The organism is Methylobacterium sp. UNCCL125, from assembly GCF_900116795.1.
Classification (GTDB): domain Bacteria; phylum Pseudomonadota; class Alphaproteobacteria; order Rhizobiales; family Beijerinckiaceae; genus Methylobacterium; species Methylobacterium fujisawaense.
In genome coordinates, this window is sequence record NZ_FPBW01000014.1 from 40,604 (window position 1) to 63,248 (window position 22,645).

The window sequence follows — 22,645 nt, forward strand, 5'->3', positions numbered from 1 at the left end:
CGGTCACCGCCGCGGCGGGGGGCGGCGTCCGGGCCGCCGCCTTCCGGGTCGGCCCGGACGCCCGCCGCGCACGTCCGGCGGCAGGCCGGCGAGGACGTGGGCGAGGACGGTGCGGGCCGCCGCATCGCCCCGCCAGGCGGCGACGAGCACCGTCGAGAGCGCGAGGTCCACGACGGCGGGGTCCGGTTCGGCGCGCCGCGTTAGGTCGAGCGTGACGGCGATGGCGGCCGCGGCCTCGCCCCTCCGGGCCGCGGGCCAGGACCGATGATGCAGGCAAACGCCGCCGGCGAGAGCTCGGCGGACCTCCCGGATCGCGGAGGCCTCGATGTCCGGAAGCCGCTCCGTGCGCCAGAGCGCGAGCGGATGGCTTCCCGCGGGCGGCTCGCGGCGCGGGAGGGTCCGGTCGCGGGGATGGGAATCGTCGCTCGCGCGCATGCGTCCTCCGGGCTCGTGACGGGCAAGACGGACCCGCTCCCGCGCGCCGAGGCGCGCGGGCGGGGTTCGTTCGGACGGGATGGCGGTGGCTAGTGCCGGTCGAGGCGCTCGGCGCCCGTGTCGGGTTGGCCCAGGACGAAATACCTCGACAGGGTGCGCGCCCAGCGCCGGCCATCGGACGCGTACAGATCGCTCGTGGTGATGCGGCGGCCGTCGGGGAAGTTCGGATGCCCGTGGACCTCGCCGGTGAGCACTCTCACGGACCGGGTGGAGGCCCGCCACCGCTCAAGGCGCGGGGCGCCGTGCAGGTCCTCCCGCGTCGGCTTGACTTGGTCGCGGATCCCCTGGAGCTCGTCGGCGAGGTCGCGCAGCCGGTCGCCGGCCTCGCGCTCGTCCGGCGCCCGAGCCTGTTCGACGTCGACACCGAGGTTCGCGGCGAACGCGGCGGGGTCGACCTCGGCGGCATGTGGGTTCGCGGCGGCGGCGCGCAGGGCGGCGAGCAGCGTGACGGAGGCCCCGAGGCTGCGGCTCGTGCGATCCCCTTCGGCGATGCGCTGTGCCTCCCCGCGGCCGAACGCCGGCACGACCGTCGGCAGGGTCCGGACACGGCCTCGACCCGGCACGAGCGCCTCGTGCCCACGCATGACGCGGCCGAACGCGTCGGCAGCGGCGGCTCCGCCGCTGCGCCCGCACCCGAGGAGCCAGGGCGGCGAGACCACGTCCAGACCGAAATCCTCCGACGGGTTCATGCCCGCGAGCGCCGACGCCGCGGCATGCTCCTCGAAGGGGGTCGGGCCCACCGGCAGCACCGGCGCGTCGATGCGCGCCCTCAGCCCGAGGTTCCCCAGGCACGCCGCCGGCAGGTCGAGGACGAGATCATCGTCCCGCCCCACGGCCTCGGCCGCGATCTCTCCCGCCTCCCGTGCGTCGCGCGCCTCGCGCTCGCTGACGGTGAGGCCCTCCTCCGTGACCGTCCGGCCCGGCAACGGGGCCTCCTCGGGGAACCTGACGCGCAGGAGCGTGACGGGGCGGCCGAGAACGCCATAGGCGTCGGCGAGAAGGAGCGCGGCGTAGGCGGCATGGGTCCGGCCAGCGGAACCGAAGAAGGCAGAGATCAAGGGCAATCTCCATGACGGAATCCGGACGCCGGCACGCCCGGTGGAATGGCCACAGGGCGCGCGACGTCGGACACGTTGTGATTGATCCGCGAATCTTAAGGCAAAAGAGCGGAAATGAACAGCATATTCCAACTATTATCAAGAGCCATATTTTTGGAATGGTTAACGGTGGCGTGGCGTACAGTGTTGGGCGCCTCGAATTACTTACGCATACGCCCGAGGTGAAACGGCGTCACGATGCCGGAGGCCGCTCCCCGCGACCGGCATGAGGCATCGTGTGACACTTTCGAACCGCGCCCGGCGACCCGAGCGGCTACCTGCGGTCGAAGCCGGCCGGTCCTTGGATTTCCACGCCCCAGGCGGTCGTCGCGCAGACGACCCGCTGCGCCCCTGAGAGCCGGCCTTGACCGACCGTCGTGATCGCCGGTTCGGCGCGACGGTCGCCCGTTCAGGCGCCGATGCCGGGATGAGCCGGCGGCGGCGTCGCACGAGGGGACCACACCTCAGGCCTTTCAGGAATTGACGGGTGCGGATCTCGCGGGCGCTGACGGACGCGACAAGGGGCCGTGCCCACGGCCCGGCCTTCGAGGAGGGCGGGACGCCGATGGCGGTCGTCACGAGCACGGGACCGCGCGAAGCGCGATAGACAGTACGCCGGGCGCGACCAGGGATCCGATAACCAGTAATTTCTGTATTTCTAGACTTATGGAAATATAGATGGCAAGATTCCCTCGATGCATCGGCCCAAAGGAGGACGCCGTGATCGCGACCATCCATTCCAACGACCGCACCGGCCTCCTGGCCGCAGCGCTGGTGGCCGGCGGCCTGACCGCCGCCGGCACCCGTCCGACCGTCGTCGCCGTCGGCGCCAACGGCGCCCAGGCCTGTGGCCTGGCACGCCTCTCGGGTTCGTTCGACCTGCTCCGCCCCGATCCCGGCGACGCGGCGGCCGTCCTCTCGGGACTGGCGGCACGGTCGGAAGGCGACGTGATCGCCGTCCTGCCGACGGACCTGCTTCGCGAGGGCGGTCCGGGCGAACCCGGGCACCTTCGCGTCGTGGCCACCGCGTGCCGGCTGACCGCGGCCCAGGCCCTGCACGCGACCGCGTCGGGGGCGTGGCACCTTCGCTGCGACAGCGGGCTCGGCCAGCCGGCCTGGCGGATCGCCCCGCGCGTCCTGCCGCTCCGGCTGCCGAGGCTCTCGCCGCTGGAACAGATGCGGCTGCTCGCGGGGGATCTCGGCGGCGGCATGCGGTACGCGGCGGTCGCGCTCGCCGCCACCCTCCTCGCCGTTTCGGCGGATCCGGACGCCGAGCGCTTCGAGGCGGGTGACCTGGCCGCGCTCATGTCGCCGCTCTCCCCGGCCCGGGACCGTGCCCTGCACGAGCGGCTCCTCGACTGCGCCGCCGCCCTGGGCGACCCGCTTCTCCGGGACGCGCCCGTCGGCACCGCCGAGGCCGTCGGCGACCGCGTCCGCAAAGCCCGCCCGACGCCGGTGGCGACCGCTCGCCTCCGCGCATTGCAACCCGCCCGCCTTCGCGCCTGACGGAAAGGACCAGAGCGATGATCGACCGCACGAAACCGAACCGCGTCTCGCCGGCACCCCGGCCGCGCGTCGCCTCGCCCGGGACCGTTCGTCCCGGTCGCTCCGGAAGCGCTCGCCGGGTGCGCGCCGGGGCGGGCTCCTCGCGCGCCCGGATCGGTCAGGGCGACCTCTCCCGCGACCGGGCGCCGACGGCGGCTCCGCACCGGGACGCGAACCCCTACGAGGCGTTCTACGCCTTGTCGGCGGACGGGGTCGGCCTGCTCGACCCCGGTTTCGACGACTGGGACTTGGACCCGTGCGTTCTCGTCGGCCTGTCGCCGTACCGCGGCGACGAGCCGGACGACGCTTGACCGCTTCCCAGGCGGCCCACGGCAAGGGCGCCCGGAGGATGCGAGCCGACGAGGACCGGCTTCCGCTTCGCAGCGCGAGCCGGCGCACGTCGAAAGACCGGCGTTCGAAGCCTCGGAAATCGTCCCGGACGCGCCCTCTCGACGAACGTGTAACGGGTATCGTTATGCGTAACGCGTTACGGGTGGCCGACTCCCGGCATAATCGGCAAGCCGGGACACGGGGGTTGCGCCATGGTCAGGGAACGGTCGATCGAGCTGCCCAAGCTTTGTCCGGGAGGGACGAGGCGACGGCGCATCGGGGATGCCGCGCCGCTGCCGGACGCCCGGGCAGGCGGTGCCGCCGGAGACGGTTCGGGTTCGCGTGCGTGCCGGAAGATTGAGCCGGTTACCGTGGTCACGCGCCTCGCGACCGATCTCGGCGCCGGTGGCGATGGATCCGCTGCCCCACGGCATCGCGCCGCGCTGATGGGGTCGGGCATCCGAGCGTGAAGGGGCGCAGCGGTCGGTCGCGAGGGAGCGGAACCTCCCTGCGTCGGCGCGCGTGGTCGAACGCCCATTCCGCGGCGATAGTTCTAGATATATAGAAATAAGGGTTGCGCACCCCGTCCCGCGTCTTCATGGTGCTTCCATGGAGCTCGAACTAGCGGCACGACAGTTGGAGGCGCTCGGCAATCTGACCCGCCTGAGGGTGTACCGTACGCTCGCGCGGGCGGGCCGAGACGGCCTGCCGGTCGGTGCCCTCCAGCAGCGCATCGATGTCCCGGCCTCGACGCTCTCCCATCATCTCCACCGTCTGATCCAGACCGGTCTGGTCGCCCAGGAACGCCAAGCCACGACGCTGGTCTGCCGGGCGGTCGATCCGGCGATGAACGCCCTGATCGGCTTCCTCGCTGAGGGGGGGCACCGGAAGTGGTCGGCCGGTCCCGGTTCGGTGTCGGCCTGATGGACCGGGCTCGCGACCGGGCATGGAACCGCCGCCCGAACGGCGCCGTCCCGACCGCCGCGACCTGTCCGGGCCCGCGCGGCCTTGCCCGGCAGAGGCGCGCCGCTGAGACTTGCCGACGACAGCGCCGACCGGGGCGGCGATGGTATGCTCCGGCCCGAATCCGGATTTTGGGAATGCCGCGCCGATGCGCCTGACGGAAGAGACCGGGACGGATCACCGCCCCTCGGACGACGCCTGGATCGGCAACCTGATCCGGCATTGGCGCGAGGACCCCGGCGCCTCCTATCGGACCTGGTTCCTGTGGGAGGAGCGCATCAAGAACTTCCGCTCGATCCGGCGCGGCCTCCAGGCGGTGATCGACGAGATCCGGGCCGACGCGTTCGGCAACGCCTATCGCGGTTCGTCCTTGGAAACGGTGGTCCACTCCATCGCGGAGCAGCGCCAGGTCTTCAAGGGCGCCGACCACGCCTTCCTCTGGAAGCCTAAGCTGCGCATCCCCGACATCTACGAAGACCGCGCCAACCAGGTTGCGTTCGGCCGGTTCCTCGACGCCTGCCTGTGCTGCAGCGCAGAGGACGGGGTGCTGGCCGCCATCCACGCCCTCGACCGGCAACGCATCAAGGGGCTGGGTCCGGCCGCGGCGAACCTGCTGTACTTCCTGCACCCCACCCTTGTGCCCCCGTTCAACACGGCCATCGTGAAGGGCTACAACGCCGTCGCCGGCGCCAATGTGAAGCTCGGCAAGTGGGACGAGTACCTCGCCATGCGCCGGGGCATCGTCGCCCTCAACGCCGCCCATCGCGGCCTGCTCTCCAACGATTACGGCGCCATCGCGGGCTTCCTGTTCGACGTCGGGTCCGGGCGATACCCGCTGCCGGAGCGCGACGGGGCCGCCGCGCTGGCCCGCTGGCGCGAGGACCTCGACCGCGTGCGCGCGGAGGCCGCCGACACGGCCTCCAAGGCCGCGCTGGCCGCGCGTGAGGCCGACCACACCCACACCGAGGTCCAGGGCTGGCTGCGCGACCTCGGCCTCGCCCTCGGCTTCGACGTCTGGATCGCGTCGAACGACGGCAACCGCCCCTACGCCGCGGGCCGCCTGTCCGACGGCTGCCTCGACCGCCTGCCCGGGCGCCTGACGGCGAACGGGTCGGCCGAGACGGTCCGGCTCATCGACGTGATCTGGCTGGACAAGTCGGCCGGAGACGTCGCGGCCGCCTTCGAGGTCGAGCACACGACGAGCATCTACTCGGGCATCGTGCGGATGCTCGACCTGGCGCTCGGGGTCGAGGGCGGGGCCGCGCGCAACTTCTTCCTGGTGGCGCCCGACAACCGCGAGGAGGACGTGCGCGCGCAGTTCGCCCGGCCCGCCTTCTCGCGTGTGGCCGAGCTCGACCTGCGCTACCTGCCCTACAGCGAGCTGCGCGGGCACCGGGAGACGATCGCCCGCTTCGGGAGCGGCCTGAAGGGCGTGCTCGCCATCGCTAAGCCCGTCGGGCGTCCGCGCTGACCCCGGTGACCGGCGCGACGAAGCCGGCCGGAGGGATTCGGTCGTCATTCCAGCGGCTGGCCGAGAGCGTCCGGAGGTCGCGCAACCGCATCGGCCTCCATCGCGCCGTCCTCGACGAGGGACCGACCAACCACCACGCCGACGCCCTGGACCCGACCCGCTGGTGCCGTCCGACCATCGCGCGATGGGCGAGCACCGTGTCACGGGTGGCCGCCGTCGTCATCGGGCGTCCGGCCGCGGGCGCGGGTTCCGAGGGCGCCGGACCGCACGCGCAGATCCCGACGGTCGCCGAAGACGTTCGCGGCGCGGCCGATGCCCCGCCGCCGGCCGGGATGCCGGTGGCCCCACGACAACGAACCCCGCCGGTGCGGCCGGACCCCGCGGCGTAGCCTGCGGGCGGGCGTCGGATAAGTCGGCTGTCGCGCCGCGGTGGCCCCGCTCGCCGCGGGCCTCGGCCGCGGGCGTCGTCCGGCCCTCGCCGCCGGGACCCCGGCCGGGCTCTCACCGTCCCAGGGAGCTTCGCCCACGAGGGCGGCGAAGCGCCCATCCGGGAGTTCCTCGAACGGCCTCCGCTCCGCTATGCGCTGGCGCAGCTTCCACCGGAGCAGCCGGGGCGTGATCCTCTGGAAGCGCCCCGTCGCCGCGACCAACTCAGGATCCAGGCCGCCGAGGATGCCTTCCGCCGTCTGGGCCCCGCTCCTGGCGAGAAGGGCGTGGACCTCCCGCATGAACAAGCGCCAGAACGGCCGCTTCCCCATCGCCGCGACCGCCTCGGCGAGTGGCGGCTCGGACGTCGCCGCGACGTCCGGCTCGGGCTCGGGCTCGGCCAGCCCGAACCGGTGGCCGACGAGGGTCAGCCCGTTGCCGTCCTGCACCAGGCGCAGGAGGTGATAGCGCAGCCACGCCTCTGTGAGCGGGAAACCCGCCCGCTCGCCCTCCTGCTTGAGCCGGGTCGAGAGCGCTCTCAGGAGCGGGTGGACCGCCATGGGGCCGCGTTGGCGCACCGCCGCTTCGACCGCGTCCCGCACCTGTCCCCAGAAGTCGTTCGCCTCTCGCGCCAGCTTGAGCCCGTGCGCGGTATCGACAAACCTGGGCCCGGCGCGACCCTGCGCGAGGGAGTCCGCCTCACCCGCGGCGGAAACGGGCGGCGCGGCCCCGCCGGCCTGAGTGCCGACGGCCCGCACCCGGTCCAGCTCGGCCTGCAATGCCGCGACCCGCTCCTCCAAGAGATCGACCCGGTCCAGCGCCTCGTCGAGCAGATCCCTCGCCGCGGCCCTGCAATCCTCCGCTCCGACGAAGTCCGCCAGACCCGCCCGGGCCGCTTCGACCCGGGCCATCTCAAGCAGCTCCCGCCCGATCACCGTGAGCCGCCTCTCGAACGCCTCCGGCAGGTCCGCCCGCTCGATGGCCGGCCGGTAGTCCTCTCTGTCCTTCCACTTCCTGAGCTCGCGAGCGATGTCGCCGAACGACCCGCCGCCGAGTTCCCTCCGGACCGTGCGGACCGAGACCCGCTCCTTGGTGCCACCGGGCGGTGCCGGCCTGGCCCGTATCCGATCCGCGGCTGTCCAGACCCCGTTCTCCGTCACCATGCCCGCCATCCCAAGCCGTTACCGGTATCATCGCCGCGAGCGGTGAAGAAACGGTCGCGGTCCGCGTGGAGGCTCGGTGTGGGCGCGAGAGCGAGCCGGACCCGAGGGCGACCGGACAGATAGGCCGCGGGAGGCCTTCGGATTGAGGAACGCCCAGTCGGCGAACGCCCCCGTCGTGTAACGCGTACGCATAACGTTACTCATTATGCGTACGTCTCTGAGTCGCGTGCCAACCGCCGGCGGCAGCAGCCGCCATCCCGCCTTGAGCCGCCGGAAACCTCGCTACCACCGAAGACGTACTTCGTCGGCCTGCCCCGCCGCACTACGAAGGCATTCAGGACCATCGCGGTCGACCAGAGGGTGATCCTGTCGGCCCGTACGCAGAGGCCTCACCGAGGTGCGGCGGCCCGCGAGATCTCGGCACGGGACGGGAGGGGCGCCCATGCTCTTATCCAAGTGCGGTTGCTGCGGGCGGACGGTTCGCACCGAGGCGACGAGGTGCCCGAGCTGTCGCGCCGCCACCGGGGCGGGCATGCGCCCTGCCCCGAACGAGGCGGCATACCGGATCTGCATGCTCGCGACCGCGTGCGCCGTCCTCTTCTGGCTCCTCGTGATTCGCCGATAGGCGCGGACCGGCCTACATCCGCTCCTTGATGCCGGAGCCGACGAGCCACCAATTCACCGGATAGCTGGTCAAGAATCCCGCCACCATCGCGACCTGCATGGCGAACCAGAACTCGACCGAGTTCACCGGCGCGCGCTGGCCGGTCAAGTGCGGGAACAGGAAGAATTGGGCGAACGCCATGAAGCCGTACATGCCGACCTGCCAGGCGATCAGCGAGACGGTGTCCGCCTTCACGGCCGCCACCAGACCCTCGCCGGGAGAGAGCCCGCGCATCGGCACGATGGCGTAATACTGGAACGCGATCCCGAGCGCGTAGGCGAACACGAAATCCAGCACCCAAACCGCGTACATCTTCTCCTCGAACAGGGAATGCCAGCCGAACCAGACGGCGACGCCCGGAACCAGGAAAGCGAGCCACTCGGCGGCGACGTCGCCCAGCATGCAGCCGCTGCCGCAGTGGAGCGCGCCCTTGCCCACCATGACCGGGAACGGGGTCTGCGTCATGTTCGGCGGCTTCTCGCCGCGCTCCTTGGCGTTATGGTGCGCCTCCATCGTGGCTAGCCGTCCATAGCGGTAATACGCCCAGACGACGACGAGCGTCCCGAACAGCGCGCTCACCGGCCAGACGACGTTCATGACCGTCATGTGCTGCGGTTGCCGGATCACCTGCACCGACAGCAGCAGCGAGCACGCCGCGCCCAGCAGCAGGGCGCAGACGGACAGGATGTGGAACCACTCCGGGAACATGCGGCACCCCCACGGAAATGCCGGTGCAACATACCCCCTAGGGGTAAGGTTCCCCGACGCGGTGCAACCCTCCCATGCCGGCGGTGGGCGGATCAGCGCGGCGGGTCCCAGGAGTACGGGAAGCTCAGGGAGTGCTGCAGGCCGGCCGTGACCCGGAAGTCCTGCCGGCGGTCGCCGCCGAAGCCGACGCCGACCGCCCCGACCAGCACCGTCTGCGGCGTCGCCATGTAGCGAGCGCCGATCTCGGCCAGGTTGACCGCCCGGCCGCGCTCCCGGTCGGTCTCGCGGTAGACGTCGGCGACCAGCACGACGGAGTTCGAGACCGGCTGGCTGTAGGCGACGCCGACCCGGTAGCGGTCGCGCCGCTCGGCCTCCCGGCCGGTCGTCGGGTCGTAGTTGTGGAACCACGACGCGTTGAAGTGAACTTGGCGCGGGACGTAGGAATACGGCGACAATCCCTCCGGATCGGGGGTGCCGAGCGACTTGGTCGCCAGGAACTTGAGTTCGGTCTCCGTGCCGCCGGCCATATGGCCGTAGGGCGTGTTCACCCCGAGCGCGACCGCCATGGCGGGCAGGACTAGCCCCTCCTGGTTGAAGTTGTAGAACCCCTGCGCCAGGAATTCGCCCTGGTCGGTGTCGCTCGCGTTGCCGAGCCGGTACGGGGCCTCGACCGAGAGCTGGAAGTTCTTGAACGCGCCCCATTCCAGGCGCGGCACCGCCATCAGGCTGCTGGCGCCGCGCGGGTCGTTCCGGATGCGGTTGTACTGGAAGTAGGACTGCACTTCGAGGCCGTTCTCCTTGATCGGGTAGGCGTCCTCGATGGTGATGGGCAGCCCCTCCTCCAGGTTGGAGTGGTCCGCGGCGATCGCCGAGCCAGCGGAGAGGGCGAGGAGGGCCGCGAGGGCGGTGCGGACGAGCTTCGGCATGGCGCGGCTCCTCAGCGGACGGCGACACGGGCCGGGCCGAGGCTCGGCTCGACGGTCATGTCGATGGGCGCCACGTCCGGGATGCCGGCGGCCTTGGCGTTCCAGGCGGAGAGCATGTGCTCGACCATCATGGTCGGGGTCTCGCCGGGTTCGGTCGAGCCGGGCATCATCCGCATGCCGGGGGCGACCTGCATGAATGCGTCGTGGAGCGAGCCGGGGATCTCGCCGGGCTCGATCCCAAGCCGCCCGTTTTTCATCATCTGCTGCATGATGGCGGCGTGGGATGCCTTGGACAGGCCGCCCGGGTACATCATCGGCAGCATCTCCATGAGCATGTCCATCATGATCATGCCCATGGCGCCCTGGGGCGAGCGCACCCACGCCGGATAGGTCCTCGGATCGAATTCGGGATGGGGCTCCCGGAACCTGCGCGTGTAGGCCTCGTCGCCGGGCTGGTAGCCCATGGCCTCGATGACCCGGTACATTTCAGCCCGCTTCTCCTCGATGGACCAGCCGGGATAGGCGAGGATCGAGTAGGCGATCCCGTGGAGCATGTGCAGGTTGTCGAAGATGTTCGCGCTCTCGGGACTCATCCGGGCGTAGCGCGGCATGATCTCGCGCGAGAGCAGCATGCGGCCGGGCCGGTCCGCCATCACCTCGCGGTACATGAGGTCGATGGTCTGGGCCATCGCGGCCTCCTGGTCGCTGTTGCCCGAGATCATCTGCGTCTCGTACGCGGCCGGGTGCCACCAGTGGGCGACGTAAAACAGGCTCTGGTCGAGCGGGTAGAAGTTCCGGAAGTAGTTGAAGTATGGCTTCATCATGATGCCCGCCCGCCGCATGGTCAGCTCCAGCGGGGCGACGCTGCGGGGCACGCCCGGCGTCTGCATCGTGAGGTAGTATCTGACCGCGCGGTCGGTCCACGCCTTCTTCTCGGCCCACGGGATCTCGCGGAACGCCATCACGTCGTAGGTCTGCTCGTGATGCATGTGCGTCCAGTCGATGGTCCGGAACAGCGTGTGCATCGCCCGGTCGACGTAGTTGGAGTAGTACGGCATCTCCGGCTCGATGGCCGGCGGATCGCGCAGCCATTCCTGCGCCTCCTTGTCGAAGCGGGCATCGACCCCGGCGCGGTCCTCGAACCGCGTGTGCTGCAGCAGGTCGTGCTGCTTCGAGTGGAAGAAGTGCATCCCGGCGCCGATGCGGTAGGCCTTGTTGAGCCGGTAGTAGAAGGCGAGGTTGTAGGGCCCCCTGAGGAAGCTGACCTCGTCCCGCCGCTCGATGCCGTCCAGGGCTCGCGCGGCGGTCCCTGCCAAGGGGGCCGAGGCCGCCGACGCCAGGGCGCCGGTGAGGAATGTCCGCCGTCCGATCATGCCACCCTCCGACTCGATACCCCTTAGGGGTATTTTGGTCGGGCGGATATTGGAAGGGTCGGTCGGGCGAATGCACGCCTTGGACAGGCTTTCCGCCGCCGGTGTTGCGGAAGAGCTACTAACGCGCTTCTGAAGCCCCGTATCATCCCAGCCGACTGCAACTGCGGATACCGGAAGCAAGATTTACATCCATCTCCGAAGACCTCGGGCCGTCGCTCGGCGCATCAACCCGATGGAACGGCGCCGTCATCCTGCAAGGAGGGCTTGCATCGCCTCCGACGACTTCCGCGGAACGCTGGCCGCATACCGCTTGGCCAAGCTCGTCAACCGAACCCTTGGCTCTGTCGACCGACACCGGTCCCGCGACCCTGCGGGCAGGGATCATGATTCCAGCCAAGACATACCCGGCACCTTCGACCAGGGCGTCGCGGCGATGCTGGCCGCCCCGACGGGAGGCTCGCCAGCGCAACGTCGACTTGGCGTCGGCGCCTGAGCTGCGCCACCTCCTGGACGGTGCGGAATCGGAATTCCTTCGGTACGGTCCCGGAGAGCCACGGTCCTTCGGCACCGCCCTCCGGGTCGTTGCGCACCAGTCCCTCGACCCGAACGTCACGCCAGACGCGCGAGCACCTTGGATGGCGCGTCGCAGGCTGCGAGCATGCCGTTGTACCAGATGGCGAGGGGCGTCGCGGGGTCCAGGCAGGTCTCGAATTCCCGGGCAGCCCTGAGATCCGCGACCGTTTGCGGGGCGGAGTAGCCGAGGGCGCGCATGGTCCTCGGCTCGGTCAGGAACGTCCGGACCATCTCGTCGACCATGGCGTTGGGGCCTCCGAGATCGGCGCCGCCCATCGTCATGGCGTCGTCCCGAGCGAAATCGATGATGGCGACCGGGCGGTTCCGTGCATCCCGGAAGCCCTCGAAGGCCACTGTCAGATGCTCGTCGCCGAACCCGTACCCGGCGAAGAGCACGGCGTCGCAGCCGGCCACGAGGCGGTCGAGTTCGGAGTAGTAGGTGCGGAAGGGCCGTTTCAGGATCTGGGTCGTCTTGCCGTATCCCGCGACGATGACCGAGGTCGGGAAATCGATGCCCTCGACGTGGGAGCGCGTGCTGCGGCCACCGGCGTTCTGATGGAAACGGCCGCGGATATCCGGCTGCCAGCGGATCTCGTGCATGTCTCCGGTCGGGCCGGGCTGCATGTCGAAATGGACGGACCCGTGGAGGTGCAGCATGCATGCCCAGCCGGACCGCCGGAGGATGCGCTCCTGGTCGAAAATGCCGGTCGCCGGGTCGAAGCCGGTCTCGATCCCGGGAAAGGCGCGGTACATCACGTTGTCGTAGTTCAGGGTGACCACCGCGACGTCGAACTCGGCCTGCAGCGCGGCGACCAGCACTTGAAGCCTTGCGAACTCGGACGCCTTGTCCGCCTCGCTGGCGGCGCAGCGCTCGCGGAACGCCTCCACGACGGCATCAACCGACGCGCGGCCGAGATCGCGCAGGGTGTCCGGCCCGACCGGCGTGGCGTGCCGACCGAAAAGCGAGACGTCGGGCATCCCCTTGGCTGTCACGACCGCGCCCAACGCCGAGGTCGCGGCGCCAGCGGGGTAAGCCGCGGCGACGGCGAAGATGGCGTACAGCAAGTCCTCGTAGTGCGGCTCGCGGCGCAGGAACTCGGGCACCGTCCGCTGCCAGTGGGTCCTGACCAAACCCTCGACATGCTCGTAAAGGTTCGTCGCGGGCTCGGCGAGCAACGGGTAGCGAACCTGGATGGCGTCGTTGATCATGGCCCGAACCCCTGCGACCGGGGGCATCCCGAATTCGAGGGACGCACCGGCGCCGACGACAAGCAAAAGTTTTCTTCTCGGCACGGCGCTCCTCCCCCTTCAGACCACCTTGGCGATCAGGCGGCTCATCTCGTCGGCGAGGCGACCCCGCTCCTCCTCGGGCAGGTTCCCGGTTAGCGTGGCCTGTACCAGCGCCTGCAGGTGGTCGCGCAGCATGTCGGACTGCACCCGCCGAAGGGCCGCGATGACGGCGTCGGCCTGGTGGGCGACGTCGACGCAGTAGCGCCCGTTCTCGATCATCTGCTGCAGGCCGCGGACCTGCCCCTCGATGCGGCGCAGCCGGGCGATCTGGCGGGTATGGTCCACGGCCACGCCGCCGTGTCTGTCGTCCGGTTCGCTCATCTCGGGCCCGTGTTGCGACTGCCAAGATAGGCGCTCGGGCGCGCCGCCGGAACCCCGGGGCGCGCATTCAGGGCAGGGACAGCCCGTCCTCCGCCGTCGCCTCGACGAAGGCGAGCGCGTCCCTGCGGCGTTCGTCCTCGTTCAGGTACAAAGCCGGCACGTCGGGCGTGCGGCGCAGGCGCAGCGCCTCGTCGATGATCCGCCGCCAGCGTTCGTCGAGAGCGATCAGGCCGTAAAGACCGGCCTCGGACTTCGAGGGTATGCGCCGGAGCGCGAGCAGGTAGTGCAGCCGGCAGGCGCCCAGCACGGCCTCGTCGACCTCGGCCGTCCCAGCCGAGTCCCGCAGGGAACCGAACGCCTCGGCCGCCCACCCGTCGACCCCGGGCACGTTCAGCCAGCCCGGCGGCGGACCCCGCAGGGTCAGCCCGTGCTCGGCGAGGGCGAGCCTGTCCACCGGGCGGCGCCTGTGCCCGGACAGCGGCTCGAAGCGGCCGACCCGGACCGCCGGACCCTTGTCCTCCGGTCCTTGCCGGTCCGCCGCGGCGACGTAGATCCCGTCGAGGGCGGGGCCGCCCATCGCGCCGAGGCCCTCGTGCAGGTCCGCGAGCCGATCCAGCGCGTCGGCCCCCGGGGGCCAGGCGACGACGGCGACGAAGTCGAGGTCGCACCGTCCCGGCACGAAGTCGTCCAGCGCCGCGGAACCGACCACGTGGAAGCCCGAGACGAGGCCCGGCAGCGCCGCGTCGACCGCCGTCAGGTACCGCTCCGCCGCCGCCGCGGCGAGCGGGTGCATCACAGCCGTCGCGTCCAGGAGTTCGGTCACGCGGCCCGTCTCACAACCGGGCGGCCCGCAGGCGCAGGGCGTTGCCGATCACGCTCACCGACGACAAGGCCATGGCGGCCGCCGCGATGACGGGCGAGAGCAGGATGCCGAGGAACGGGTAGAGGATGCCCGCCGCCACCGGCACGCCGGCCGCGTTGTAGACGAAGGCGAAGAACAGGTTCTGGCGGATGTTGCCCATCACCGCCCGCGACAGACGCCGCGCCCGCACGATGCCGAGGAGGTCGCCCTTGAGCAGCGTCAGGCCCGCGCTCTCGATGGCCACGTCCGTGCCGGTGCCCATCGCGATGCCCACGTCGGCCGCGGCGAGCGCGGGGGCGTCGTTCACGCCGTCCCCGGCCATCGCGACCACCTGCCCTGCCGCCTTGTGGCGCTCGACCACGGCGGCCTTCTGGTCGGGCAACACCTCCGCCTCGACCTCCTCGATGCCGAGCCGACGCGCCACCGCCTCGGCGGTCGTGCGGTTGTCGCCGGTCAGCATCACCACCCGGATGCCCTCCGCCCGGAGCGCCGCGAGCGCCTCGGCCGTCGTCGCCTTGACCGGGTCGGCGATGGCGAGGACGCCGGCGACCCGTCCGTCGACGCCGGCGAAGATCGCCGTGGCGCCGTCGCGCCGGAGCTCGTCGGCTTCGGCGTCATGGGTCGATACGTCGACCCCTTGCTCGCGAAGGAAGGCGGCGTTGCCCAGCGCCACGCGGCGGCCCTCCACGGTTCCGAGCGCGCCCTTGCCGGTGGGGCTGTCGAAATCCGTGACGGGAGCTGTGGAGAGCCCGCGCTTCCCGGCCGCCGCCACGATGGCCAGGGCGAGCGGGTGCTCGCTCGCGCGCTCGACGCTCGCCGCGAGCCGCAGGAGCGTGTCCTCGTCGAAGCCGGCCGCCGCCACGATCCGGGTCACGGCCGGCTTGCCCTCGGTCAGGGTGCCGGTCTTGTCGACCACCAGGGTCGTGACCCGCTCCATCCGCTCCAGCGCCTCCGCGTTCTTGACGAGCACCCCGGCCCCGGCGCCGCGGCCGACGCCGACCATGATCGACATCGGCGTGGCGAGGCCGAGCGCGCACGGGCAGGCGATGATCAGCACCGCCACCGCGGCCAACAGCGCGAAGGTGAAGCGGGGCTCCGGCCCGAAGGCCATCCAGGCGGCGAAGGCGAGAACCGCCACGCCGATGACCGCCGGCACGAACCAGCCCGCGACCCGGTCGGCGAGGCGCTGGATCGGGGCCCGGCTCCGCTGGGCCTCGGCCACCATCTGGACGATGCGGGCCAGCATGGTGTCGCGCCCGACCTTGGTCGCCTCGACGACGAGCGAGCCGGACTGGTTGAGGCTGCCGCCGATGACGGGGGCGCCGGCCTCCTTGGCGACCGGCATCGATTCCCCCGTCACGAGGCTCTCGTCCACGGAGCCGCGGCCCTCCACCACCGCACCGTCGACCGGGACCTTCTCGCCGGGGCGCACGCGCAGGCGGTCGCCGACCCCGATGGCATCGAGTTGCACCTCCTCGTCCTCGCCGTCCGGCCGGATGCGGCGGGCGGTCTTCGGCGCGAGGTCGAGGAGCGCCCGCAGCGCGCCGCCGGTGCTCTCGCGGGCGCGGAGCTCCAGGACCTGCCCGAGCAGCACAAGCACGGTGATCACCGCCGCCGCCTCGAAGTAGGCCGGCACCGCCCCGCCGTGCCCGCGCAGCGCCTCCGGGAACAGCCCGGGGGCGAGCGTCGCGACCACGCTGTAGAGGTAGGCCGTGCCCGTCCCGAGGGCGACCAGGGTGAACATGTTCAGGTTCCGGGACAGGACGGAGTGCCAGGCCCGAACGAAGAAGGGCCAGCCGGCCCAGAGCACGACCGGGGTGGCGAGCGCGAACTGGATCCAGTTTGAGGTCTGCTGGCCGAGGCGGTCGGTCAACCCGAGCAGGTGGCCGCCCATCTCAAGCACGAACACCGGAACGGTCAGCACCAGCCCGGCCCAGAACCGGCGCGTCATGTCGACGAGTTCCTCGCTCGGACCGTCGTCCGCACCGACCATCGCGGGTTCCAGGGCCATCCCGCAGATCGGGCAAGCCCCTGGCCCGACCTGGCGCACCTCCGGGTGCATCGGGCAGGTGTAGATCGAGCCCTCCGGCACCGGCTCGGACTTCGCCGCGGGGGAGGCGGGGTCGACGTAGCGGACGGGGTCGGCCTCGAATTTGGTCCGGCAGCCGTTCGAACAGAAGTAGTACGGATGCCCGTCGTGCTCGGCCTGGTACTTCGTCGCGTGCGGGTCCACCGTCATCCCGCAGACCGGGTCCTTCACGCGGAAGGCGCCATCGGACGAGGCAGGTGCGGCATGGCTGTGCGCACGGTGGTCGTGCCCGTGGCCGTGCGCGTGCGCGGAATGATCGTGGCCGCCGACACAGGCGTGGCCTCCCGCAGATTGAGGATGTCCCTGCGACGCGTCGCTCATCACCGCTCCTTCCGTATGGCCGAGGGCCTGGCCGCCAGACCGCGAACGGTCCGGCGGCGCGCGGCGCCTTACCGGTTGCCTTCCTTCTTCGCGTTCTTGTCGAGCCAGGCGACGAGCTCCTGAATGCTCTTCTCCTGCTCACCGATGGTCTTCTCGGCGAGGCGCTTGCTCTCGGCGTTGTCGGCGCCCTTCAGCGCCGCTCGGGCCATGTCGATGGCGCCCTGGTGGTGGGGGATCATCGTGCAGACCCACGCGACGTCGGGATCGCCCGCCATCATCCCCTGCATCATCGGGCCATTCATCGACATCATCGCCCGCTGCAGGCCCTTCTGGGTCTCGGTCATCTGACCGCCCATGCCCTGCATGGCCTGGGACATGTGCGCCTGCATGTCCTTCACCATCGCCTCCTTGCCCGCCGAGGCCGCCTTGCACGCTTCCGGCAGCCTCACGGCGGATTGCATCGAGCCGTGGTCGTGATCGTGGTCATGGTCGGCCGCAACGGCCGCTCCGGCGCCGGCGAACGCCATGGTCGCGGCAAGGACAAGGTTACGAACGAGCATAATTGCCTCCTCTCATCTTGTGGAAGGGGCAGCCGTCGCCGGCCGCCCCGATTGGCTCAGGCGGCCATCTTGCGGCAGCTCTCGGCGCATCGCCGGCACCGCTCGACGCAGTCCTGCATGTCGCCGACCTGCTCGCAGCTCCTGGCGCAGGCCTCGCACACCTCGGCGCAGGCGCGGCAGGTATGCTTGTGCTCGGGGGTACCGATCAGCATCAAGTGAGCCGAAGTCCGGCACGTCTCCGCACAGGCTAACATCAGCCGGAAATGCGCCGGCTCGACGTGCTTGCCGCCGGCCGGAAGGCAATGGTTCGAGGCCATGCCCATGCAGGTCTGATAGCAGCGAAGACACTCATCGATGCAGGACTGCATCTCGTTCGACATCGTATGCATTCCGAGTCTCCATTAAGACGGTTCACACTGTTCGATAAACCGAGATTTACGCTAAAAAGCGATTTTATTTCTCAGCACAGCGCAGTCATAAAGATAGTGAACTGACGTCTTGTTCAACGCGAAAGACGAAAATCTTTCGCGGCGACGTTCGAGTTTGGAAAGTCGGTCCCGCGGCCATCGTGGACCGGTCCCAGCGCGCCGGGATCGTCCGATCACGAACGACCCGATGGGACGCCGCCCTTTCGAGCTCACGGTTCGGCGCGTCCCGCCGGGGCGACCCGAAGCGGCGCCGCCGCTCCTGAGGCGACGATTGGGCAGATCGACAGGGGATCAGTCTCGACCGGCGACGAAGCGGGCGCAGGTCGTGGCCGCGGGCGCACCTCAGGCGTTGCGCGCCCAGGTGCGCATCACCTCACGCGACGGTTCGTGGCGGCTTGCGAAGCGCCTCGGGGCCTGCGCCCTCGTGCCCTGCGACGTCGTCCGGGACCATCACGACGGCCTTGAAGAGGGGGGCTGACAAGGATGTTGGGGCGGCGGGAATACCGAGGGTGCCACAAACGGCCGTCCCGCAGCGGCAGCGCTTGCAGGCGCCGGGGCAGCAACCCTCGTCGGCATCGGCGGCTTTGAGCGAGGCCGTCGCCCGAACCGGCAGCGTCCGGAGACGCGGTGCACCGCGAAGCCATCCCATGAACCCTGGGACGTGCAGCGAGGTTGCGAGGGCTGGTCCAGCAAGCGGTGCCTTCGCATCGACCATTGCCGCCGCGCGCCGATTGTGACCGCAGTGGACATGGCCATCGTGAGCCTCGACGGCGGACGGCGCGACGTAGGCGATGATCGCGAGGATCATCGCCGCTATCGAACGCACCACATGCCGCCTGAAAGCCATCCCGGTCGCTAACCCCGATCTTGCATGTCGCGACGAAGTCGCACCTTTGACGAGAATGCCTGCATCCGCATTTGGTTGCCGGCTCGTCCCATCACGCGGTCGCGCGTACCTGCTCGGCCGGGTAGCCGGCGGCGGTGACGGCCAGTGCGATGCGGTCTGCCGGCCCGACGGCGCCGGACACGGTCACGAGCTTGGCCCCGAGGTCCACCGCGACCTGGGCGTCCGGCTCGATGTCGATGATGGCCCGGGCCACGGACTTGACACAACCTCCGCAGTCCATCTTGTCGACCTTGAAACGATGCATGACGCTCTCCCTATGACGGCGTCACCTTCAGATAGGGCTTCCCATGGTGGGAAGGTCAAGGGTCGGGGAGCGCTCCGCATCGGGCTGGAGCGCGTTCGCTGCAGGCGACATGGCCGTCGTGACGCTGAAGCCGGTCGATCCTCGACATCGTCGACCGGTGCGGCGACGCTTGGCGTGGTTCCATCGCTTAACCCTGAAGCATCATGTCCATCGGCCTGCGCACGTGCGCTTGAACCCTTGATCGATGGGCATCGCGGTGAGGAGGGACCTGGTCCGAACGATCACTCCCGGCCAACCTCCTGGTATTGCGCCTTGAGAAAGCGATTGCTTTTGGTGAAAGATGCCACGACGCTCTGCTCAAGCTCGTAATACCACACCTCCTCCCGTGCATGCTCGATGCGGTCGACATTGAGCGTCAGGATGTACTGCTTGTTCTCGTCGAGTCTTGCCCGAGTGAGGATGAACTCCAGGCTTTTTCGTAAGGTGTCGTCGTCGACGTCGAAGATATTATCGTGAACCAACAGCCCGGGGTGACGGGATTTGGTGTAATCGTTCAGCAGCAGCGCGATGTCGTATATGAAGACTTTCTCCCTCTCCACGCTATGACTGCCGTCATCGTCGATCCGCAGGACGATATCGACGACGTGCTTCCTGGGGGTGGTTCGCACCTCGAAGGAAGCCTTGCGGTTGCCCTGGATGAACTGATGAATGGCGAGGATCGTCCGTTCGAACGACCGCAGCCGATCCGCGGCGGCAGAGATGCTGGCCTGCAATGCCAGCCTTTCGGCCTCGATCTCGGACTTCTTGGTCTGACGTTCGATCAGCAGTTGGTCGTAACGGCTGAAGAAGCTTTTGAGCTGTCCAAGTTCATCGCTCTTCGCCTGGAAGGAGGCATAGGTCTGGCGTAGGTTGCGCAGCTGCCCTTTCTGATCGAGAACCGCCACCAGCTTTGCGTACCGCCTATCGAGTTCGGCGAGCTGCTTGTTGAGGTTCCGGATCTCGACGTCCACCACCCTCGACTTCTCGTCCAGCAGGTGGCGCTGGAACTGCTCGATCTTGGACTTGAAAGTAATTACCTCCGCGAGTTCGCGGACGATGCTGGTGCCCAGGCCGGCACGAAGCTGGTCGTAGAAGTCGCGGATCTCGCCGCTGTCTATGCCGGGTTCCAGGGCAATCGGTGCCAGGTTTGCAGCGCGCTGGACGAGCACGTCCTTGCTGCGGCGCAGGTCCGACATCCGGTCTTCGATATCGAGGATCTCGCCCTTCACGATGTCGTAGGCCGGGGCGTTCTCCAGGGCATCGATGCCTTGCCGGATCGTCTCGACCTCCTCGTCGAGGGCGTTGAGGTCGGACCGGGCGTCATCCAGATCCTTCTGGCGGACGAGCCTCACGCTGTCCTTGATGCGAGCCTCCTCGGTGGCGATTGCGTCGAGTTCCCTCTGTATGCCCTTGATGGCACGGTAGATGCCGAGGTCGATGCCGAGGAGCATGAGGTGCGGCGCGTAGTTGTCCGGTATTCGGGCCTTGGTGTCGAAGCAGCCTACAATCGACTTGAACTCGGATCGCTCGTCCCGGATCAGCGGCCCCAGGATCTCCCGGAACCCGACCTGCTCATCCTGGTCGGGGAACAGCCTCCCCGTCAGGAAATCGGTCGCATCCTTGAGCTTGGCGTAGACCGTCTCGCGCCCGTCGACGATGATCCGCGGGTGCTCCGCCTCTTCGAGCGATCTCTTGATGGTGTAGCCGATCCCGTGCAGCCGGAAGTCGACGCAGATGAGGTTGCGCGGATCGAAGCTCTCCTTCGGGATTCTCGCCACGCGACTTTCCGTTTTGCGTTTGAGCAATGCGAAGTTCAAGAATTCGATGCAGAGCGACTTGCCGACGCCGTTGTTCTTGGAGCTGGTCACGTCGCTCTCACCCAGGATCACATTGACCCCTGCCGTGAAGACGATGGGATCGATGGTCGCGGGCTCGGTGTAGAGACGCTCAATCAACATCACGGACGATCAGGTATGGTTCTTCGAAATCGACCAGGCCAACGGCGTATAGGAAGGTGATGCCATAAAAGAACGAATTCCACGCGAACCAACTCTCGCGTTTGAAGCGCTCCACCACGTCGAAGATACTGACACGACCCTTGCCCGACTGCCTGATGTACCGCGCGATCTCGAAACCGACGATTGGCGGAGACTTGTCGAGTGCCTCGTCTTTGAGGAAGATGCTAGGCATCGAGCGCGCGCTTGTTCGGGAACACGTTGCAGGCAATCAGCTGATCGACAAGGTAATATCGAATGGCGCAATCGTCGAATGCGACGGCGCTGGTGCCCATCATCCGAAGGACCTTTTCGGTCAGCGCATCGAGGGCGGCTTTGGGATCGCCTCCATATTCCGTCAGGACACGGTCGCTCCAATTCATGAGGTAGACCTGGAGCTTGCGCACACGCACGTGCCCGAGGTCGGTATGCCTGTTCACTTCCGCCAGCGCACGTCCATATATCTCGTGCAAGTCGACGTACTGCTGTTCGAGGAAGGCGGCGTGATCCGCGAATCGGTCGCGGATCTTCCTGTCGGGATCGGGGTCCTCCCGGTTGTCGCCGACCGAGATCCCTTCCTCGGCGGCGCTGAGAACCTCGATCAGGCGGATCAGGGTACCAACCTCGTTGGACTGCCGGGGCTCGGGGATCTTCAACTCGTCGCGCAGGAACTCGCAGCAGCGCTCAAGCCTGTCCAAGCGAAGGTCGCCGACCTTCCTCAGGAGCTCGGGAATGTCCCAGACGTCGTCCACCAGGGACATGCTGAACACGCCGTCGCCGCCTAGGGACGACTCCCGGTACCTGCGCTTCTCTCCGATGATGAGAACGACCAGGCGGTCGTATCTGCCGTCGAGGCCGCTCGCCACGAAGCCCTTATGGGTGTGCTTGATCTTGTCCAACTCCGACGTCGACGTCACCTGGATGGCGATCCGTTCGTCCTCGTCGCCCAAATCGATAGCTCGCGCGTTCCTCTCTACTATGTTGATGTTCTTCAGCTTATAGTCAAACACCAAGTTCAGAAAATCTCGAAAGAACGCTTCCGCATGGACGTTGACGTCTTGTAGGTTGAGGCTATTGAGGTGCCCGACCGACATCCTCAGTTGCGTCAAATAGTGCAAAGCGACCCCGATGAGGCTTGCGCGATTCATGGTGGTGACGAGACTCTCTCGGATCCCCCGAGTCCTAGCGTTGCGGCGTCCCCTTCGCCACTCCGATCTTCATGCCGCCGGGGCGAGTCTGTGAACCGAGTTCCCGCCCACGCTAAGCCCGCCTTCGGGGGATGTCCGGGCACGAAGCGGGGCGTCGGCTCTTGCGCGGCGGCGCGACGACCGTTGACCACCGTGGACGGCGACGGCGATCATCCGCACGTCGGCCGCGCTCAGGCCGGTTCGCCGCCACGATAACGGGCGAAGGTGTCTCGCCCCTCGGGTCCGAACAGGATCACCGCGTAGGCGCCGGGATCCCTGCCCTCGACCTCCATGCCGGGCGAGCCGGCCGGCATGCCCGGAACGGCCAGCCCGGTTCCGTTCGGGCGCTCGGCCAACAAGCGCCTGATGGCGTCCGCCGGCACGTGTCCCTCGACCACGTAGCCGTCAACGAGAGCGGTGTGGCAGGAGGCGAGGTCCCTCGGCACGCCGAGACGCGCCTTCACCGGGTTCACGGGACCCTCGGTCACCGTCACCGTGAAGCCGGCCTGTCGCAGGTGGTCCACCCACTTCGCGCAGCAGCCGCAACTCGGGTCCTTCGTCACGGCGACGGTCGGCAGGCTCTCCCCCATCACGGGTCGTCCGAGGGACACTCCCGCCGCCAAGCCCGCGAGCACGGCACGCCGGGACGGCATCATGTCTGACTTCATC

General features: G+C 69.0%; 22 protein-coding genes. 4 read left to right on the forward strand and 18 right to left on the reverse strand.

The window, feature by feature from the left end; all coding sequences use genetic code 11:
* Positions 1-3 precede the first annotated feature (3 nt).
* Both BM396_RS15550 and BM396_RS15555 read right to left on the reverse strand, forming a co-directional pair.
* Entirely contained in the window at positions 4-435 is a 432-nt protein-coding gene (locus BM396_RS15550) for a hypothetical protein (RefSeq protein WP_007565572.1), read from the reverse strand.
* Positions 436-524: 89 nt separating this feature from the next.
* Positions 525-1,553 carry a hypothetical protein gene (locus BM396_RS15555; protein WP_007565570.1) on the reverse strand — a complete coding sequence of 343 codons (1,029 nt, stop codon included), beginning with the start codon at positions 1,551-1,553 and terminating at the stop codon, positions 525-527.
* Positions 1,554-2,312: 759 nt separating this feature from the next.
* Here BM396_RS15555 and BM396_RS15560 point away from each other — a divergent pair.
* The 4 genes from BM396_RS15560 (at position 2,313) to BM396_RS15575 (ending at position 5,901) form a co-directional block, all read left to right on the forward strand.
* Entirely contained in the window at positions 2,313-3,098 is a 786-nt protein-coding gene (locus BM396_RS15560) for a hypothetical protein (protein ID WP_007565568.1), read from the forward strand.
* Between the two features lie 17 nt (positions 3,099-3,115).
* Positions 3,116-3,448, forward strand: coding sequence for a hypothetical protein (locus BM396_RS15565; RefSeq protein WP_007565566.1), 333 nt, complete (start codon positions 3,116-3,118; stop codon positions 3,446-3,448).
* A gap of 628 nt (positions 3,449-4,076) precedes the next feature.
* A complete protein-coding gene (locus tag BM396_RS15570) occupies positions 4,077-4,391 on the forward strand; it encodes an ArsR/SmtB family transcription factor (protein ID WP_007565564.1) in 315 nt (104 codons plus the stop codon).
* A gap of 187 nt (positions 4,392-4,578) precedes the next feature.
* Positions 4,579-5,901, forward strand: coding sequence for a hypothetical protein (locus BM396_RS15575; RefSeq protein ID WP_007565562.1), 1,323 nt, complete (start codon positions 4,579-4,581; stop codon positions 5,899-5,901).
* Positions 5,902-6,101: 200 nt separating this feature from the next.
* Here the strand turns inward: BM396_RS15575 and BM396_RS15585 are convergent, their stop codons facing one another.
* The 16 genes from BM396_RS15585 to BM396_RS15660 all read right to left on the reverse strand — a co-directional run bounded on the left by BM396_RS15585 (position 6,102) and on the right by BM396_RS15660 (position 22,644).
* Positions 6,102-7,490 (reverse strand): DNA-binding protein, encoded by a 1,389-nt coding sequence (locus tag BM396_RS15585; protein WP_007565560.1) that lies wholly within the window; start codon positions 7,488-7,490, stop codon positions 6,102-6,104.
* A 637-nt stretch (positions 7,491-8,127) separates the two neighbouring features.
* Positions 8,128-8,862 carry a DUF4396 domain-containing protein gene (locus tag BM396_RS15590; protein ID WP_007565557.1) on the reverse strand — a complete coding sequence of 245 codons (735 nt, stop codon included), beginning with the start codon at positions 8,860-8,862 and terminating at the stop codon, positions 8,128-8,130.
* 92 nt (positions 8,863-8,954) lie between these two features.
* Positions 8,955-9,788 carry a hypothetical protein gene (locus BM396_RS15595; RefSeq protein WP_007565555.1) on the reverse strand — a complete coding sequence of 278 codons (834 nt, stop codon included), beginning with the start codon at positions 9,786-9,788 and terminating at the stop codon, positions 8,955-8,957.
* Between the two features lie 11 nt (positions 9,789-9,799).
* Positions 9,800-11,161, reverse strand: a complete 1,362-nt coding sequence (locus BM396_RS15600) for a hypothetical protein (protein WP_007565553.1) — start codon at positions 11,159-11,161, stop codon at positions 9,800-9,802.
* Positions 11,162-11,770: 609 nt separating this feature from the next.
* Entirely contained in the window at positions 11,771-12,943 is a 1,173-nt protein-coding gene (locus BM396_RS15605) for an SIR2 family protein (RefSeq protein WP_007565552.1), read from the reverse strand.
* A gap of 99 nt (positions 12,944-13,042) precedes the next feature.
* A complete protein-coding gene (locus BM396_RS15610; protein WP_007565550.1) occupies positions 13,043-13,345 on the reverse strand; it encodes a metal-sensitive transcriptional regulator in 303 nt (100 codons plus the stop codon).
* Positions 13,346-13,412: 67 nt separating this feature from the next.
* A complete protein-coding gene (locus tag BM396_RS15615) occupies positions 13,413-14,168 on the reverse strand; it encodes an aminoglycoside adenylyltransferase domain-containing protein (protein WP_007565548.1) in 756 nt (251 codons plus the stop codon).
* 10 nt (positions 14,169-14,178) lie between these two features.
* A complete protein-coding gene (locus tag BM396_RS15620; RefSeq protein ID WP_007565546.1) occupies positions 14,179-16,617 on the reverse strand; it encodes a heavy metal translocating P-type ATPase in 2,439 nt (812 codons plus the stop codon).
* 68 nt (positions 16,618-16,685) lie between these two features.
* Positions 16,686-17,177 (reverse strand): DUF305 domain-containing protein, encoded by a 492-nt coding sequence (locus BM396_RS15625; protein WP_007565544.1) that lies wholly within the window; start codon positions 17,175-17,177, stop codon positions 16,686-16,688.
* Positions 17,178-17,233: 56 nt separating this feature from the next.
* A complete protein-coding gene (locus tag BM396_RS15630) occupies positions 17,234-17,566 on the reverse strand; it encodes a four-helix bundle copper-binding protein (protein WP_007565541.1) in 333 nt (110 codons plus the stop codon).
* A gap of 412 nt (positions 17,567-17,978) precedes the next feature.
* Positions 17,979-18,413, reverse strand: a complete 435-nt coding sequence (locus BM396_RS15635) for a hypothetical protein (RefSeq protein ID WP_230364971.1) — start codon at positions 18,411-18,413, stop codon at positions 17,979-17,981.
* Positions 18,414-18,543: 130 nt separating this feature from the next.
* Positions 18,544-18,756 (reverse strand): heavy-metal-associated domain-containing protein, encoded by a 213-nt coding sequence (locus BM396_RS15640; protein WP_007565540.1) that lies wholly within the window; start codon positions 18,754-18,756, stop codon positions 18,544-18,546.
* Between the two features lie 281 nt (positions 18,757-19,037).
* On the reverse strand, positions 19,038-20,753 hold the full coding sequence (locus BM396_RS15645) for a DUF2326 domain-containing protein (protein ID WP_007565538.1): 1,716 nt from the start codon (positions 20,751-20,753) through the stop codon (positions 19,038-19,040).
* Positions 20,743-20,985: a hypothetical protein gene (locus BM396_RS15650; RefSeq protein WP_007565536.1), complete on the reverse strand. Its 243-nt coding sequence runs from the start codon at positions 20,983-20,985 to the stop codon at positions 20,743-20,745. Before BM396_RS15650 ends, BM396_RS15645 begins: the two co-directional genes overlap by 11 nt.
* A complete protein-coding gene (locus tag BM396_RS15655) occupies positions 20,978-21,937 on the reverse strand; it encodes an SMEK domain-containing protein (protein ID WP_007565534.1) in 960 nt (319 codons plus the stop codon). The genes BM396_RS15650 and BM396_RS15655 overlap by 8 nt, the downstream gene beginning before the upstream one ends.
* A 230-nt stretch (positions 21,938-22,167) precedes the next feature.
* Positions 22,168-22,644, reverse strand: coding sequence for a DUF411 domain-containing protein (locus tag BM396_RS15660; RefSeq protein WP_007565532.1), 477 nt, complete (start codon positions 22,642-22,644; stop codon positions 22,168-22,170).
* Between the last annotated feature and the right edge of the window lies 1 nt (position 22,645).

Coding starts and splice junctions, on each gene's coding strand:
- BM396_RS15635 (WP_230364971.1), bottom strand. CDS start 18,413: ATGATCCTCGCGATCATCGCCTACGTCGCGCCGTCCGCCGTCGAGGCT.
- BM396_RS15595 (WP_007565555.1), bottom strand. CDS start 9,788: ATGCCGAAGCTCGTCCGCACCGCCCTCGCGGCCCTCCTCGCCCTCTCC.
- BM396_RS15575 (WP_007565562.1), top strand. CDS start 4,579: ATGCGCCTGACGGAAGAGACCGGGACGGATCACCGCCCCTCGGACGAC.
- BM396_RS15565 (WP_007565566.1), top strand. CDS start 3,116: ATGATCGACCGCACGAAACCGAACCGCGTCTCGCCGGCACCCCGGCCG.
- BM396_RS15605 (WP_007565552.1), bottom strand. CDS start 12,943: ATGATCAACGACGCCATCCAGGTTCGCTACCCGTTGCTCGCCGAGCCC.
- BM396_RS15660 (WP_007565532.1), bottom strand. CDS start 22,644: ATGAAGTCAGACATGATGCCGTCCCGGCGTGCCGTGCTCGCGGGCTTG.
- BM396_RS15645 (WP_007565538.1), bottom strand. CDS start 20,753: ATGTTGATTGAGCGTCTCTACACCGAGCCCGCGACCATCGATCCCATC.
- BM396_RS15550 (WP_007565572.1), bottom strand. CDS start 435: ATGCGCGCGAGCGACGATTCCCATCCCCGCGACCGGACCCTCCCGCGC.
- BM396_RS15600 (WP_007565553.1), bottom strand. CDS start 11,161: ATGATCGGACGGCGGACATTCCTCACCGGCGCCCTGGCGTCGGCGGCC.
- BM396_RS15610 (WP_007565550.1), bottom strand. CDS start 13,345: ATGAGCGAACCGGACGACAGACACGGCGGCGTGGCCGTGGACCATACC.
- BM396_RS15570 (WP_007565564.1), top strand. CDS start 4,077: ATGGAGCTCGAACTAGCGGCACGACAGTTGGAGGCGCTCGGCAATCTG.
- BM396_RS15640 (WP_007565540.1), bottom strand. CDS start 18,756: ATGCATCGTTTCAAGGTCGACAAGATGGACTGCGGAGGTTGTGTCAAG.
- BM396_RS15585 (WP_007565560.1), bottom strand. CDS start 7,490: ATGGTGACGGAGAACGGGGTCTGGACAGCCGCGGATCGGATACGGGCC.
- BM396_RS15630 (WP_007565541.1), bottom strand. CDS start 17,566: ATGCATACGATGTCGAACGAGATGCAGTCCTGCATCGATGAGTGTCTT.
- BM396_RS15620 (WP_007565546.1), bottom strand. CDS start 16,617: ATGAGCGACGCGTCGCAGGGACATCCTCAATCTGCGGGAGGCCACGCC.
- BM396_RS15650 (WP_007565536.1), bottom strand. CDS start 20,985: ATGCCTAGCATCTTCCTCAAAGACGAGGCACTCGACAAGTCTCCGCCA.
- BM396_RS15655 (WP_007565534.1), bottom strand. CDS start 21,937: ATGAATCGCGCAAGCCTCATCGGGGTCGCTTTGCACTATTTGACGCAA.
- BM396_RS15590 (WP_007565557.1), bottom strand. CDS start 8,862: ATGTTCCCGGAGTGGTTCCACATCCTGTCCGTCTGCGCCCTGCTGCTG.
- BM396_RS15625 (WP_007565544.1), bottom strand. CDS start 17,177: ATGCTCGTTCGTAACCTTGTCCTTGCCGCGACCATGGCGTTCGCCGGC.